At 70.1% G+C, this 13,419-nt stretch carries 19 protein-coding genes; 8 read left to right on the top strand and 11 right to left on the bottom strand.

The genetic code is table 11. From position 1 onward, the window contains the following. The first annotated feature begins 310 nt into the window (after positions 1–310). Positions 311–850: a flavin reductase family protein gene (locus tag ABZ267_RS01915; protein WP_356746911.1), complete on the top strand. Its 540-nt coding sequence runs from the start codon at positions 311–313 to the stop codon at positions 848–850. Here the strand turns inward: ABZ267_RS01915 and ABZ267_RS01910 are convergent. The 3 genes from ABZ267_RS01910 to ABZ267_RS01900 form a co-directional block, all read right to left on the bottom strand. Beyond that, positions 817–1,605 carry a 4'-phosphopantetheinyl transferase superfamily protein gene (locus ABZ267_RS01910; protein WP_356746912.1) on the bottom strand — a complete coding sequence of 263 codons (789 nt, stop codon included), beginning with the start codon at positions 1,603–1,605 and terminating at the stop codon, positions 817–819. The genes ABZ267_RS01915 and ABZ267_RS01910 overlap by 34 nt on opposite strands. Positions 1,606–1,725: 120 nt before the next feature. Then, positions 1,726–2,577, bottom strand: a complete 852-nt coding sequence (locus ABZ267_RS01905) for a helix-turn-helix transcriptional regulator (RefSeq protein ID WP_356746913.1) — start codon at positions 2,575–2,577, stop codon at positions 1,726–1,728. Between the two features lie 816 nt (positions 2,578–3,393). Beyond that, positions 3,394–3,837: a MarR family transcriptional regulator gene (locus ABZ267_RS01900; protein WP_356746914.1), complete on the bottom strand. Its 444-nt coding sequence runs from the start codon at positions 3,835–3,837 to the stop codon at positions 3,394–3,396. 157 nt (positions 3,838–3,994) lie between these two features. Here ABZ267_RS01900 and eno point away from each other — a divergent pair, with 157 nt between their 5' ends. Beyond that, positions 3,995–5,287 (top strand): phosphopyruvate hydratase, encoded by a 1,293-nt coding sequence (gene eno, locus ABZ267_RS01895; RefSeq protein ID WP_356746915.1) that lies wholly within the window; start codon positions 3,995–3,997, stop codon positions 5,285–5,287. A gap of 59 nt (positions 5,288–5,346) precedes the next feature. Here eno and ABZ267_RS01890 read toward each other — a convergent pair whose 3' ends face one another. From ABZ267_RS01890 to ABZ267_RS01865, 6 genes are all read right to left on the bottom strand, one after another. After that, positions 5,347–5,703, bottom strand: a complete 357-nt coding sequence (locus ABZ267_RS01890; RefSeq protein ID WP_356746916.1) for a hypothetical protein — start codon at positions 5,701–5,703, stop codon at positions 5,347–5,349. Positions 5,704–5,848: 145 nt separating this feature from the next. Then, complete coding sequence (locus ABZ267_RS01885; RefSeq protein WP_356746917.1) at positions 5,849–6,220, bottom strand: hypothetical protein; 372 nt, start codon at positions 6,218–6,220, stop codon at positions 5,849–5,851. Positions 6,221–6,278: 58 nt separating this feature from the next. Then, a complete protein-coding gene (locus tag ABZ267_RS01880) occupies positions 6,279–6,743 on the bottom strand; it encodes a hypothetical protein (RefSeq protein WP_356746918.1) in 465 nt (154 codons plus the stop codon). 4 nt (positions 6,744–6,747) lie between these two features. Further along, positions 6,748–7,152, bottom strand: a complete 405-nt coding sequence (locus ABZ267_RS01875) for a hypothetical protein (RefSeq protein WP_356746919.1) — start codon at positions 7,150–7,152, stop codon at positions 6,748–6,750. Continuing rightward, complete coding sequence (locus ABZ267_RS01870) at positions 7,149–7,364, bottom strand: hypothetical protein (protein WP_356746920.1); 216 nt, start codon at positions 7,362–7,364, stop codon at positions 7,149–7,151. The genes ABZ267_RS01875 and ABZ267_RS01870 overlap by 4 nt, the downstream gene beginning before the upstream one ends. A 35-nt stretch (positions 7,365–7,399) precedes the next feature. Next, a complete protein-coding gene (locus ABZ267_RS01865; RefSeq protein ID WP_356746921.1) occupies positions 7,400–7,687 on the bottom strand; it encodes a hypothetical protein in 288 nt (95 codons plus the stop codon). Between the two features lie 95 nt (positions 7,688–7,782). Between ABZ267_RS01865 and ABZ267_RS01860 the strand changes: the two genes are divergently transcribed. From ABZ267_RS01860 to ABZ267_RS01845, 4 genes are all read left to right on the top strand, one after another. Continuing rightward, on the top strand, positions 7,783–8,622 hold the full coding sequence (locus ABZ267_RS01860; RefSeq protein WP_356746922.1) for a helix-turn-helix transcriptional regulator: 840 nt from the start codon (positions 7,783–7,785) through the stop codon (positions 8,620–8,622). Next, a complete protein-coding gene (locus ABZ267_RS01855) occupies positions 8,619–8,825 on the top strand; it encodes a DUF397 domain-containing protein (protein WP_356746923.1) in 207 nt (68 codons plus the stop codon). The genes ABZ267_RS01860 and ABZ267_RS01855 overlap by 4 nt, the downstream gene beginning before the upstream one ends. 5 nt (positions 8,826–8,830) lie before the next feature. After that, positions 8,831–9,046: a DUF397 domain-containing protein gene (locus tag ABZ267_RS01850; protein WP_356746924.1), complete on the top strand. Its 216-nt coding sequence runs from the start codon at positions 8,831–8,833 to the stop codon at positions 9,044–9,046. A 355-nt stretch (positions 9,047–9,401) separates the two neighbouring features. Next, positions 9,402–10,190, top strand: coding sequence for a D-Ala-D-Ala carboxypeptidase family metallohydrolase (locus tag ABZ267_RS01845; RefSeq protein WP_356746925.1), 789 nt, complete (start codon positions 9,402–9,404; stop codon positions 10,188–10,190). 91 nt (positions 10,191–10,281) lie between these two features. Here the strand turns inward: ABZ267_RS01845 and ABZ267_RS01840 are convergent, their stop codons facing one another. Together ABZ267_RS01840 and ABZ267_RS01835 are read right to left on the bottom strand one after the other, a co-directional pair. Then, a complete protein-coding gene (locus ABZ267_RS01840; protein WP_356746926.1) occupies positions 10,282–10,743 on the bottom strand; it encodes a hypothetical protein in 462 nt (153 codons plus the stop codon). Between the two features lie 175 nt (positions 10,744–10,918). Continuing rightward, positions 10,919–11,587: a GPP34 family phosphoprotein gene (locus tag ABZ267_RS01835; RefSeq protein ID WP_356746927.1), complete on the bottom strand. Its 669-nt coding sequence runs from the start codon at positions 11,585–11,587 to the stop codon at positions 10,919–10,921. A gap of 305 nt (positions 11,588–11,892) precedes the next feature. Here ABZ267_RS01835 and ABZ267_RS01830 point away from each other — a divergent pair, with 305 nt between their 5' ends. Both ABZ267_RS01830 and ABZ267_RS01825 read left to right on the top strand, forming a co-directional pair. Then, complete coding sequence (locus ABZ267_RS01830) at positions 11,893–12,876, top strand: glycoside hydrolase family 6 protein (RefSeq protein WP_356746928.1); 984 nt, start codon at positions 11,893–11,895, stop codon at positions 12,874–12,876. A 113-nt stretch (positions 12,877–12,989) separates the two neighbouring features. After that, positions 12,990–13,397, top strand: a complete 408-nt coding sequence (locus tag ABZ267_RS01825) for a YciI family protein (RefSeq protein ID WP_356746929.1) — start codon at positions 12,990–12,992, stop codon at positions 13,395–13,397. Positions 13,398–13,419: the final 22 nt, after the last annotated feature.

Genomic DNA, 13,419 nt, shown 5'->3' with positions numbered 1-13,419 from the left:
CCGCTCACCCTCGCTCCCGAAGCGAGCGCACGGCGGTTCCGGTCACGGGTGTCCGGCTCCCCCGGCCCGCCCGCGATCCCCCGTGCGGCATCCGGCCGTTGCGCGTCGTGGTGCACCTTGAGCTCCCATCGTCCGTCGTACGGGATCGTCGCCGTCGCACGCCGGTGCGCTGTCGGGCGGGAGCGCGATCCGCTCCGCTGTGCGACCTTAACGACGCGCGACCCGCGCCGCAGCAGCTGTCGGTGTTGCCGTCACCAATACCACCGAGAGGCACTTCCCTGTCGCCGCGCATCGGGCCGACGATGCCCTCATGTCCTCGTCAGTCGCGCCTCCACACGTCCAGCGTCCGACCGACCTCCCGGCCCCCGGCCGGATCGATCCCGGCGAATTCCGCGCCACTCTGGGCAGATTCACCACCGGCGTCGTAGCCGTGACGGCGCTGCACGGCCGGGATCACGCTCCCGCGGGCGTCGTCGTGAACTCGTTCACATCGCTCTCCCTCGACCCCGCCCTGGTGCTGTTCTGCATGGCCCGGACGAGCAGCAGCTGGCCCAAGATCCGTACCGCCGACCGCTACTGCGTCAACATCCTCGGTTCGCACCAGCGTGAGGTCAGCACCCGGCTCGCCACCCGTGGCGGCGACAAGTTCAGCGGCCTCGGCTGGCACACCACCCCGGCCGGCGCACCGGTCCTGGACGGCACGCCCGCCTGGCTCGAGTGCTCCACGGAGGCGGAGTATCCCGGCGGCGACCACGACGTGGTCATCGCCCGCGTCCATCGCCTCGGCACCCAGGGCAGCGCGCCACCGCTGGTGTTCTACCGGGGAGCGTACGGCCGGCTGGCGGAGTGACCGGCCGGCGGAACGTATGGTGCCGCCTCCGCGGGTGACGGGCCGTCCGGCTCCAGGCACCGCGACGACAGCTCCCGCACACTCGCCCGCACCGGTCCGGAAGTCCGCAGGGCGGTGGACGCACGATGGTCCGGGCGGCAGGCGACGTCGAGGACCTGCCAGCCGTACGGCCGGCGCGCCGGGTCCGCGCCGAGGTAGTCGGCGGCGAGGGGGCGCGCCAGGCCGGTGCCCAGGCCCTTCAGGTACGCCTCCTTGCGCGTCCACACCTGCGCGAAGGCGCCGGCGTACGTGCCCGCGGGTGACGCCGCGAGCTCGGCCCGCTCGGCCGGATGCAGAGCGGCGGTGCACGCCCGCGCGGTCCGGCGGGACGGGATCCGCTCGACGTCCACGCCGATAGGCACGGTGGCGACACCGACGAGAGCCAGTCCGTCACCGTGCGAGAGCGAGAAGTGCAGTGGCACGTCCGGATGTTCGAGCACGGGCCTGCCGTGCGGCTCGCCGCAACAGGGGCACGTGTCCCGGGACAGCCGCACGGCACGGGGCTCGGTGCCCGTGTAAGCGCCGAGCAGCACGCGCAGCCCCACGTGGGCTCCGACGTAGAGCAGTCGGGCGGTGCCGTCCCGGTACTCCTCGGCGCGGCGGCGTTCACGTGCGTCGAGCACCGCCGTATCGGGCCCCCGTGCTCCGCCGCCGGCCGGAGGGCGGGGCAGCAGCCACAGATGCGCGGCGCCGTCCACCGGCCGCGGAAGGGTCATGACCGCACGACCCGGTGGTGGCCCGGGGCACGGCATCGGTCACGGTTCACCCTCGCCCTCCTTTCTGCGGCACGGAGGCGTATCAGGTACGGAGCCGGGCTCGGCTCACGTCGGCCGGGATCAGGCGGGCGCGACGACGTCCCGGGAGGCTTCACGGCCCCAGCGCGCTATGCGGTCGCTCATGACGCCGGGCTGCGGTTCCAGGAGGACGAGCTGGAGGCCCGGCCGCGCGGTGAAGTCGAGACAGATCTGCGTCAGGCGCACCAGCCCGAGCTCCGGATGGAGCAGTTCGAGACCGACTTCCGTGCCGTCGCTGAACCGGTGGCGGTTCCACAGGTCCGCGAAGGCAGGGCTGCACTCGCATAAGTACTGGGAGAGCGCGGCGAGCCGGGGATCGCCGAGGAACTCACCGCTCTGGGTACGGAAGTGCGCCACGGCTTCCGTTGCCACGGCTTCCCAGTCGGCGAAGCGGCCCGGGGCGAGCGGGTCGAGGAAGAGCGACTCCAGGTAGTTGTGGTTGGCCCCTTCGAGGCCCAGGAGCCGCGCGGCGCTCCGGTTCGCCGCCACGATGTCCCAGTAGCGGTTCACGAAGTAGGCGGGTTTGGGGAGGAAGCTGTCGACCACTCCGGCCGCGAGCCGCCGCTCGTCGTCGATCGGCCCCTGTGACCGGTGGGCGACGGTGTAGCCGGCCAGGCGCGCCATGTACAGGAACTCCATCTCGGTCAGACCCAGTACCCGGGCGATGGCCTTCAGTATCTCCAAGGAGACGTTCTTCGCCCGGCCCTGCTCGATCCACGCGTACCAGGAGGCGCCGATACCCGCGAGCATCGCCACTTCCTCCCGTCTCAGCCCGGGAAGTCTGCGTGAGCCTCCGCCCGGCAGTCCCACCTGTTCCGGTGTCACCTCGGAGCGGCGGGCGGCGAGGAAGCTGCCCAGCTCGGCGACCCTCAGGGCCGACGGGCTGGCCGGCACGGTCCGGGCGGACTCACTCCGCCGCCGGGACGCGTTCCCGCCTGCCAGGCGTCTTCCGCCGCTCCTCGGTGCGATCTCCGTCGCCGCTGATCCCATGGCGGTCATATCGGCCACCCTTCAGGCTCCGCCTCATTGGCGGTGACCGTGGCGGCCCCGGCCGGGAAGGACCGTGGCAGACGGCATCGGCAGTGTCGTGTTGGGAGCATGACAGTGTTCACGGCAGTCTCTCTGTGGGGTGAGGAGCTGAGGAACGGGACTTGACGAGGCGCCACCTCTGCGAGGCGCCTTACGGTCCTGCTTGTGGGGGGAGAGCGGACAAGGCCGTCGACCGGGCGCCGGCGACAGCACGTGAGAGCGGGCGCCTGAGCAGGGAGCGGGGTGCGGTGCTCCGGCCCGCGGACAACCCGGCTCTCACCGGGCTACGCGAGTGGAGCTCGTGACCGGAACGGAGTTCTCCACACCTTGGCGCCAACATGCACGCCTCACGCACACACCTCCCCGACGGAGCACGCAGGTCTTCGCCACCCGAGCAGATCTCGGATCCGGTCGCACCGCATCATCCTCACGCCGCGCCTCTCTGGAATGGCGAATTCCGGCTACAGAATCACAGCCCGTTAACATTTAACACAGGGTAATTCCACGGACTTTGTGGGCATGAACCTGCGTATCGATGATCGAGTCGCCTTTCGGAGCAATCATCAAAGGTACGCGAAAGTGTCGCTGGCACTTCCAGAGGCAAGTCATATGTATGTGACCTTTGACACATACATGTCCAGCCTCTGCCGGGGCACACTCCGGCGCCGCAGCCCTTTCGCCCTAGTGCGCCGCGAGCCGCTCCACCAGCTCGATCGCGCGCGACAGCAACCCCCGCTCCTCGGCCGTCAGTTCCGACTCGATCGCGCGGGCCAGCCAGTCCGTCCTGCGGCCCCGCTCCTCCTCCAGCAACGCCTGGCCGGCGGTGGAGAGTTCGAGGAGGGCCTTGCGGCCGTCGGTCGGATGGGCGCGGCGGGTGATCAGGCCCTGGTCCATGAGCAGGCCGACCGCTCGGGCCATCGACTGCGGGCGGACCCGCTGGTCGGCCGCCAGGTCGCTGGTCGTCATCGCGCCGCTGCGGTCCAGCGCGCCGAGGACGGCCACCTGGCCGAGCGGCATCTGGTCCTCCAGCTTCACGCGGCGCGTGAGCTTTCCCGTCGCGGTGCGCAGCTCCGCGGCGACGGCGGAGGCAGCGGCAGAAGCGGCGGCGGATTCCGGATGAGGCATACCAGATGTTAACGCAGCGTAGCCAACCGGAAGAAGTGGGCAGCCTAACTGAACAGCATTGCTGCGCAGCCTTGCTGTAGAGTTCACGTCGTCGGGTCCCGCGCCACCGTCGCCGCAGCCGAACCCGGCCACACGTGTGACAACGGGAAGGACTCCCATGACCGCCATCACCTCCGTCACCGGCCGCACCGTCCTCGACAGCCGCGGCAACCCCACCGTCGAAGTGGACGTCGAACTGGCCGACGGGTCCATCGGCCGGGCCGCCGTCCCGTCCGGTGCGTCCACCGGCGCCCGTGAGGCGGTCGAACTCCGCGACGGCGACCCGGCCCGCTGGCACGGCAAAGGCGTCGACCAGGCCGTACGCCACGTGAACACCGAGCTCGCGGTCACCGCCATCGGCCGCGAGGCCGAGGACCAGGCCGGGCTCGACGCCGCGCTCGTCGCTCTCGACGGCACTCCGGCCAAGTCCCGCCTCGGCGCCAACGCCGTCCTCGGCGTCTCGCTGGCCGCCGCCAAGGCCGCGGCAGCGGCCCATCGGCTGCCGCTCTACCGCTACCTCGGCGGCTCCGACGCCCGCCTGCTCCCCGTACCGATGATGAACATCGTCAACGGCGGCGCCCACGCCGACAATCCGCTGGACTTCCAGGAGTTCATGATCGCTCCGGTCGGCGCGGCCACCTTCGCCGAGGCCGTACGCATGGGCTCCGAGGTCTTCCACACGCTGCGCCGCGACCTCCTCGCCGCCGGTCACTCCACCGGCGTCGGCGACGAAGGCGGCTTCGCACCCTCGCTCCGCACCGCCGAGGAGGCGCTCGACTTCGTGGTGGCCGCTGTCGAGCGCACCGGATACCGGCCCGGCACGGACGTCGGCCTCGTCATGGACCCGGCGTCGTCCGAGTTCTTCCGCGACGGCGTGTACGACTACACCGGCGAAGGCGTACGCCGCACCTCCGCCGAACAGGTCGACTACCTGGTGAAGTTGATCGACGCCTACCCTGTCGTGTCCATCGAGGACCCGATGGCCGAGGACGACCTCACCGGATGGCGCGACCTCACCGCACGCGTCGGCGCGCACTGCCAGCTCACCGGCGACGACGTCTTCTGCACCAACGAGGCGATTCTGCGCGACGGCATCGCCTCCGGTGTCGCCAACTCCGTTCTGGTCAAGGTCAACCAGATCGGCACGTTGACCGAGGCTCTCGCCACCGTGAACACCGCCCACCGCGCCGGCTACACCGTCGTCATGTCCCACCGGTCCGGCGAGACCGAGGACACCACCATCGCCGACCTGGCCGTGGCCACCGGCTGCGGACAGATCAAGACCGGATCACTCTCCCGCTCCGACCGCACCGCCAAGTACAACCAACTCATCCGCATCGAGGAGCAGTTGGGCGCGAGCGCGCAGTACGCCGGGCCGCGCGTCCTGTCGGCTGCCGTCGGCCGCTCCTGAGGCGCAAAAAAGCCGGCCGGCCCTAAGGTGCCTCGGGCCGGCCGGCTCAGGTGCGTGCGTCAGTTGCCGATACCGGAACTGCCCACGCCCGTGTTGCCGATGCCGTGGCTGCCGAGGCCCGTGTTGCCGAGACCGGCGTTGCCCAGGCCGCCGTTGTGGATGCCCGCGTTGCCCACACCCCAGTTGTGGATGCCGGCGTTGCCCACACCCGAGTTCTTGATGCCCGCGTTGCCCAGGCCCCAGTTGGCGATCCCGGCGTTGCCGATGCCCCAGTTGTGGATGCCCGCGTTGCCGACGCCCGAGTTCCCGATGCCGGAGTTGCCCAGGCCGTCGGCGTTGGCCGTGCCCGCGCCGAAGACGGCCAGAGCGGCGGCGGCACCGAGCGCCGTCGTGACGCGGATAAGGGTCATGCGCATCGTTGCATACCTCCCATTTAGGAATTCTTGCTCGCTATGCCTAGCACGCGGCCCTTCCGGATACGGGGATGCCCGCGCGCCCGCCTTCGTGTCGTCCGGAACCCGCAGGCCGCAGGGCCCGCAGGCTGGAAGAGGCCTCACGCCTCTACGGCCCGTCCGCCGGGTCCGGATGGCCGTCCAGGTGCGCGTCCGTCTCCACCAGCGTCGGGTCCACCACGTCGAAGTCGTGCGCCGACGGGTGGCCGGCGAACAGCCCGCACGCGTCGCCGCTCCGCGCGTCGGTCGCCGTACACCAGGCCAGGCCCGCCAGCCGGGCCCGTTCGCCGCTGCCGTGCCACCGCACCCAGACGCCCTCGCGGCTCGCGTCGACGTCCCAGAGCAGGGCCGCGTGCTCGCCGGTGTGGCGCTCGGCCAGTTCGCACAGGACGTACCCGGCCTCCGGCGGCTCACCAGGTACGGCACGCCGGACCACGTGTTCCGGAGGCGGTAACAGTGCCACAGCCGTGCATTGGTTCATCGGACCGGAAAGCTCAGACCGCCGGTCCTCCGGTCGCCGGTCCTCCGGTCGCCGGTCCTCAGGGATCATCCACGTCTCCGTCCGCATCTCCGTCCGCATCGCCATCGGCATCCCTTCCTCCGCTTGTCTTCCTCTCCTCCCGGCTCTTGACGATTTCACCCAGCGGATCGGTGACGAAGAACGAGTGCGGTCCCGGATGGCGGTCGGAGTACGCGCACGTGTCGACCTTGCCGGTGGCCAGATGCCGCAGCCTCGCGGGACACAGCGGCCGGACCTCGAACCGGTAGACGCGGTGCGCGCCGCTGCCCGTCCACAGCAGCCACAGGTCCTGGTCCTCCACGGTGTCGGCCGCCCAGAGGTACGCGGCATGCTCGGCCGACTCGTCGTGCTCGCCCAGCTCGCACAGCAGGAATTCGTCCTCTTCCAGGACCTCGGCCGGATATCCGGGACCGCCTTCCATGGTGGTGAGCGCCAGAAGCGCTTCGTAGTACGGGACATCGGTTACGGCGGTGCACTGCAGCACGGATTCAGTTCTCTTCCCTGAGGCGCAGGGGCGGTGGGTCGCCGGACCCTACCGCCCACCCGGCGAGAGTGACGCACAACCCCACGGCAGGGTCGGCCACGGTGAGCAGAGCGGGAAACCCGCGCTCCAAGGCGCATATGGCCTCGCCTTGGCGCTCGTCGTCTCCCGCCCACGCCCGCAGTCCTTCCGGAGCGTCCGAGCCGTGGAAGGTGACCTGCCGGACGTCCCTGGCCCGCAGCCACGGTGAGGCCGGCGGCAGGTCCCGGCCGTGTCCGTCGGCCAGGCGCAGTGCCTGCCGCCGGAGCCAGCGGAGTACGAGGCGGCGATTCGGTACGGCGATTCCGCCGAGCCACAGCGCCCGCCCGTCGGCCGTCGCGGTGACGGCCGCCACGTAGACCAGGTCCCTCACGCCGCACGCTCCGGCCTCAGCAGGCGCCGCAGCCGGTCAGCAGCCGCCGCGACCTCCACCAGCACGGCCTCGCGCTCCGCCTCGCGGTCGGCGATCGCCGCCTCCAACTCCGCGAGGAACAGCGCCCGGTACACCGGGTCGGACTCGGTCCGCTGCAGCTCCGCGAACGGCGCCTCACACTCGTCCCGGCGCCGGACGAGTGCCCGCGTCAACCGCGCCAGCCGGCCTCGCACACGTACCGAAAGACTCACAGCACCTCACCTCGGCTACGGGCGTTGAGCCGTGCCGTACGGGCCCGCAGCTGCTCCATCAGCAGCGCCGGTCGTACGCGTCCGGGCTCGGCCTCCCACTCGCGTCCGCCGCCCACCGGACGCAAGGACCAGCGCGTGCCGGCCACTCCTCGGAACTCGCCCACGCGGTCGGCGCGGCTGGTGTCGACCACAAGGGCTCCGAGCTCCGGAAGCTCCGGAAGTGCCGGAGGCTCCGGAATGCCAGGAGGCTTCTGAGCATTCGGACGCGCGTTCTCGCCGTACACCTGTCAGCTCCTCTCCGTGACGGAATGACTACCGAGGCGGCTCAGCGTGGCCTACCGTCGAGACAGACATCAACGTTTCGGATCTGGGGGGTACGTTGGCCAACCGCAAGAAGCTGAATGCGCTCGACAGCCCGGAGGCGGCCTACGGCGTGCGTCTGCGCGAGGTGCGCGAGGCACGAGGCTGGCGGCAGGACGATCTCGGCAGGCGGTGCGGATACTCCGGCCGCCACATCTCCGGCGTGGAAACCTGCAGCAAATCCCCAACTCTCAGCTTTTCGATCGCCGTTGACGGCGCACTCGGATTTACCGGAACCGCTGAATCGTTCGAGCGCGAATGCCGGAAGATCAGGCACGGTGTGCTGCTGCAAGGCTTTCCGGAGTACGTGGTCCTGGAAAGCGCGGCGGCGGAGATCCGGCTGTTCGAGGCAGGGCTGATTCCTGGACTGCTCCAGACGCGCGAGTACGCGCAGGCGCTGGCCAACGGAGCCGTGGCCCGTGGAGTCCTCACACCGCAGGCGGCCGAGGAACGCGTTTCGCTCCTCATGAAGCGTCAGGAGTCGTTAGTACGGATCGTGCCGCCGGTGCTCATGGCGGTGCTGGACGAGAGCTGCCTCCACCGGCCGATCGGCGGATCTGAGGTCATGGCGGCGCAGTTGCAGCATCTGATCGACCTCTCCACGCAGCCGGACACCACGATCCAGCTCGTGCCGTACAGCGTCGGCGAGCGCCGACCTTTCGACCGGCTGGTGAACCTGCTGACGCTGGACGACCGGTCCTTGGTCTCGTACGTCGAGTCGGAGACGCAGGGCTATCTCGACCGTGAAAACGCCTCTGTGCTGCCGTTGGTGAGGGCCTACCATCAAGGACAGTCCATGTCTCTGTCACCGGCCGAGACCGTGGACATGGTCCGCCGGCATCGAAAGGGCATCTCGTGACAACCGCATCCTCGGCTCAGCAGTGGGTCAAGTCCTCCTACAGCAACAACGGCGGATCCTGCGTCGAGTGGGCTCCGCGCACCGCGACCACCACCGGCACCGTTCCCGTACGCGACTCCAAGAACCCGAACGGTCCGACGCTCAACGTCAGCGCCGCCGCGTTCTCCACCTTCGTGACAGGTCTCAAGTCCGAGGAGCTGTAACCCTCATGGCGACCAAGTCTCCGGCCCAGCAGTGGGTCAAGTCCTCCTACAGCGGCAACGGTGGCACCTGCGTCGAGTGGGCTCCGCACACCGCGACCACCACCGGCACCGTTCCGGTACGCGACTCCAAGAGCACGGACGGCCCGACGCTGCACGTCACCGCCGCCGCGTTCTCGTCCTTCGTCTCGGGCGTCAAGGCCGGAGACTTCGGCACCGTCTGACCACCGCACCAGCCGGAAGCCTCCGCCGAGCTCGGCGGAGGCTTCCGGCTGTCGGCATGCGTCAGTACAGCCGGAGACGAGGAACGCGCGGCGCCGCAACTACCGTCGAACACGACCGGTTGACGGAGCTCTGATCCACTCGCCGCTCGGAAGCCCTCCGCTCCGCCATGACCCCGGCACGCCCGGCGAACCGTCCGCCCGATGGCAGCTTCCGGACAGCACACACGCCTCGGCGCGCACCCGCACCAGACCCACGTTGCAGAAAGTTGTCATGCGCTTGACAGCCTTGAAGGAGCGTCACAGGCTCGAAATCCCACCGGCCGGCCCACTCCCGCTCACGAAGAGGTGCAGCCTCATGCGCTCACGTCCCACCGGATTCCTGCTCGCGACGCTCGCAGGCGCGGTGCTCGCTCTCGGCGGCACATCAGCCGCCTCCGCGTCACCCGACACCGCCGCCACCACAACTCCCGCATCCACGGCGTCCGGAGACATCGGCACGGCCGACGCCTGCTACACCTGGAGCGGCACGCTCCGGGAGGGTTCCAGCGGCGAGGCCGTACGCCAGCTCCAGATCCGGGTCTCGGGCTATCCGGGCACCGGCAACCAGCTCACCATCGACGGTGCGTACGGTCCGGCCACGAAGGCGGCCGTCCAGCGCTTCCAGGCCGCGTACGGACTCGGCGCCGACGGCATCGCCGGGCCGCAGACGTTCAACAAGATCTACCAGCTCCAGGACGACGACTGCACGCCGGTCAACTTCACGTACGCCGAGCTGAACCGCTGCAACTCCGACTGGTCCGGCGGCAGGGTCAGCGCGGCCACCGCGCGCGCCAACGCCTTGGTGACCATGTGGAAACTCCAGGCCATGCGGCACGCCATGGGTGACCGGCCGATGACCGTCAACGGCGGCTTCCGCAGCGTCTCCTGCAACAGCGCGGTCGGCGGCGCCGCCAACAGCCGCCACATGTACGGCCACGCGGCGGACCTCGGCGCCGGATCACAGGGCTTCTGCGGCCTCGCTCAGGCGGCCCGCAACCACGGCTTCACCGAGATCCTCGGTCCGGGCTATCCGGGCCACAACGACCACACGCACGTCGCCGGTGGCAGCGGCCGCTTCTGGTCCGCGCCCAGCTGCGGCATCTGACGCCGTCACGGCGGTGGTGGCCGGTGGCGCGTCGCTACCAGTGCCCATCCGACCACCACCGCCGCGCGGAGGCGGTACGAGAGCGGGCGTCCTACTCCGCGGAGGACGAGCGGCGGTTCTCCGCCGTCCAGTCGCCGTTCGTCTGCCAGGCGTACAGCGTGTGGTCCTCCACCGAGGCGTAGTAGGAGCCGCAGCGGCCCTGCGCCTGACCCGCCGTGTCCGACGGGAACCAGGAGGCGCTGATCTCCGGGTCCGGCGCCTTCTTCTCCTGGAGCGGCTCGCAGGACTCGGGCAGCTTGTCGCCGCTGAGCCTGGCCTTGAGGACGCGCTCGCCGCCGGTGGTGCGCATGGCGTACTCGACGGAGGCGGCGTCGTCCGGGAGCCAGCGAGGGACGGAGTCGCGGTCGGCCTTGGCCGCCTTGCCGGTGGCGTAGGAGGAGGTCTGCTCGTGGCGGCCGTCGTACCACTCCTTGGCCTCGGGTACGACCACTGCGGCCGTGATGCCGAGAACCACCACCGCGCCACCCAGAGCACCTGTCAGAACGCCACGCATCTTCGCTTCTCTCCTGCCGGTATCGCTGCCTCGTCTGCCGCGCGCCGGAGGAGGGCTCCTGCTCGCTTACGTCCAGTTTCGTCGCCGTATGGCTGGAAAACGTCAGACTCTGAGGCATAGAGGCGTACGTCTCCGGTCGCACACCCCTGACACCGTCCCGGACCCGATGCCGTACTCAGCTGGTCACGGCGGCCGCGGACCCGGCCGCGATCGCCGCCACGGTCCGCAGCACCGCGGAGTTGACCGCCTCCGCCCCCCAGCTGGCCCGCTCCAGCTCCTTGGCCCTGTGGTAGACCTTGCCGGACCACGGGACGGTGCGGTGCAGGTTCGGCAGCGATCCGCTCGCGGAGAGCAGGCCGATGAGAGCCGCCGTGCGCGCGTCGGGCTCCGCACCGTCGATCAGGACGGCCCGGACCTGCTCCAGGCGCGCCTTCTTGTACGTGGTGTCCGCGATGGTGGTCGACGTCGTACGGAAGAGGCCCAGCGCCTTCTTCGTCTCGCGGCGCAGCGTGCCTCGCTCCACGAGCCGGTCGAACACGGGCTCGCGCAGCCCGGTGCCGATCTCGATCAGGAGCGTCTGGACGCCTCGTACCTTCTCGGAGACCTTCTTGTACGCGTCGCGCAGCAGCGGATCCTCCGGCGGCCGGCCGGCGACGGCGTGCACCCTGATACCCGTCAGCCCCTGGTCGCCCTCATCGACCCGGACATGACCGGCGAGCCCCAGCTCGACCAGGACCGCGCCACCTTGCGTGTAATAGAGCGTGCCCGCCGTCGGGATGGCGCCGGAGGCGTCGTCCATCAGCAGCAGCGTCAGGTCTTCGACGATCAGCATCTCGCTCGGCATGTCTCTTCCCACCGTTGGATAGGGGCCTTTCGGCCACGTTATCCACGGCGAGGCGGAGCGGCTCGGTGCGAGCTGTCACCGGTGTCGATGACAGATGTCATGGCCCACCGCCGTCCGGCCGCCGTGCCCGACTCATTGACAGCGAGGTGTCCCGCTGCCACCGTCTCGTCTGACGGCGGCAGTTCCCGGACCCCGGCCCCAGAGGTCCACCGCGCGCACTCCCCCACCTCACCCCACCCCGCGCCTCCCACCCCTACAGCTCGGCCGCCGTCGAATGGGAGCGCTCCCAGAGAAGGGCCGCACTCGTGAGACGACTTCTCCGTACGCTCGCCGCCTCGGCGTTCGCCTGTCTGCTCCTGCCGCTCGGAGCCGCACCGGGCAACGCCATGACCACCTCGGTCCAGGCGAGCCCGATCAGCATGACCAGCGGTTTCTACACCGACCCGCACTCCGGCCCCGCCGCCTGGGCCGCCGCCAATGCCGGTGACGGCCGCGCCGCCGCCATCCGGGACAACATCGCCAACCGGCCCATGGCCCGCTGGTTCGGCGCCTGGAGCGGAGACATCGGAGCGGCCGTCGGCTCGTACGTCGGTGCCGCCGACGCCGCCGACAAGCTGCCGGTGCTCATCGCGTACAACATCCCGGGCCGCGACGCCTGCGGCGGCCACTCCGGCGGCGGCGCCGGGACTCCGGCCGCGTACCACTCCTGGATCTCCGCCTTCGCCTCCGCCATCGGCACCCGGCCCGCGCTGGTGGTGATCGAGCCCGATTCGCTCGGCGACTTCAGCTGCCTGAGCCAGGCCCAGATCAACGAGCGGAACGGCATGCTCCGAGGCGCCCTGACCGAGTTCCGCAACCGCGCGCCCAACACCTGGACCTACCTCGACGCCGGAAACCCGGCCTGGATCGGCGCGGCCACCATGGCCCAGCACCTCAACGGCGCCGGTGTGCGCGAGGCGCACGGCTTCTCGCTGAACATCTCGAACTACTACACCACCGGCGAGAACACCGCGTACGGCAACGCCATCAGCTCGGCGCTCTCCTCGTCGTACGGCTACACGAAGCCGTACGTCGTCGACACCAGCCGCAACGGCAACGGCTCCAACGGCCAGTGGTGCAACCCCGGCGGACGCCGGATCGGCACGCCGAGCCAGAGTGGCGGCGGCGCCGAGATGCTGCTGTGGCTGAAGACGCCCGGCGAGTCGGACGGCAACTGCGGAGTCGGCGGCGGGTCGGCGGCCGGACAGTTCCTGCCGGAGGTCGCGTACAAGATGATCTACGGATACTGAGGGCCGTGCGGGACGCGGAAAAAAGATCCGGCAGCCATGTCGAGATCCCGCGTCCCGCTCCGTCTCCCAGGTGAACGCGACCAGAATGGGTCGCCCGCACCGAGGAGAATCCCATGGCCAAGTACCTGCTGCTCAAGCACTACCGCGGCGCTCCGGAGGCCGTCAACGACGTGCCCATGGACCGCTGGACGCCGGAGGAGGTCTCGGCGCACATCCAGTACATGAACGACTTCGCGGCCCGGCTGGAGAAGAACGGCGAGTACGTCGACGGGCAGGCGCTCGCGCCGGAAGGTGCCTGGGTCCGGTACGACGGTGAAGGACGGCCGCCGGTGACGGACGGGCCGTTCGCCGAGACCAAGGACCTGATCGCCGGTTGGATGATCATCGACGTGGACTCGTACGAACGTGCCGTCGAGCTGGCCGGTGAGCTGTCGGCCGCTCCGGGCGCGGGCGGGAAGCCGATCCACGAGTGGCTGGAGCTGCGGCCGTTCCTGACGGCACCGCCGACCATCGCGGAGTGACCTGATCCGATGAACGAGATCG

It is taken from the genome of Streptomyces sp. NPDC006174 (assembly GCF_040614075.1).
Lineage (GTDB): Bacteria > Actinomycetota > Actinomycetes > Streptomycetales > Streptomycetaceae > Streptomyces.
This window is presented reverse-complemented; position numbering and strand designations above follow the sequence as displayed.

Excerpts from the sequence above, each read along its gene's own strand:
- ABZ267_RS01840 (WP_356746926.1), bottom strand. The coding sequence starts at position 10,743 with ATGCGTGGCGTTCTGACAGGTGCTCTGGGTGGCGCGGTGGTGGTTCTC.
- ABZ267_RS01850 (WP_356746924.1), top strand. The coding sequence starts at position 8,831 with ATGGCGACCAAGTCTCCGGCCCAGCAGTGGGTCAAGTCCTCCTACAGC.
- ABZ267_RS01885 (WP_356746917.1), bottom strand. The coding sequence starts at position 6,220 with ATGAACCAATGCACGGCTGTGGCACTGTTACCGCCTCCGGAACACGTG.
- ABZ267_RS01910 (WP_356746912.1), bottom strand. The coding sequence starts at position 1,605 with ATGACCCTTCCGCGGCCGGTGGACGGCGCCGCGCATCTGTGGCTGCTG.
- ABZ267_RS01890 (WP_356746916.1), bottom strand. The coding sequence starts at position 5,703 with ATGCGCATGACCCTTATCCGCGTCACGACGGCGCTCGGTGCCGCCGCC.
- eno (WP_356746915.1), top strand. The coding sequence starts at position 3,995 with ATGACCGCCATCACCTCCGTCACCGGCCGCACCGTCCTCGACAGCCGC.
- ABZ267_RS01845 (WP_356746925.1), top strand. The coding sequence starts at position 9,402 with ATGCGCTCACGTCCCACCGGATTCCTGCTCGCGACGCTCGCAGGCGCG.
- ABZ267_RS01835 (WP_356746927.1), bottom strand. The coding sequence starts at position 11,587 with ATGCCGAGCGAGATGCTGATCGTCGAAGACCTGACGCTGCTGCTGATG.
- ABZ267_RS01915 (WP_356746911.1), top strand. The coding sequence starts at position 311 with ATGTCCTCGTCAGTCGCGCCTCCACACGTCCAGCGTCCGACCGACCTC.
- ABZ267_RS01825 (WP_356746929.1), top strand. The coding sequence starts at position 12,990 with ATGGCCAAGTACCTGCTGCTCAAGCACTACCGCGGCGCTCCGGAGGCC.
- ABZ267_RS01900 (WP_356746914.1), bottom strand. The coding sequence starts at position 3,837 with ATGCCTCATCCGGAATCCGCCGCCGCTTCTGCCGCTGCCTCCGCCGTC.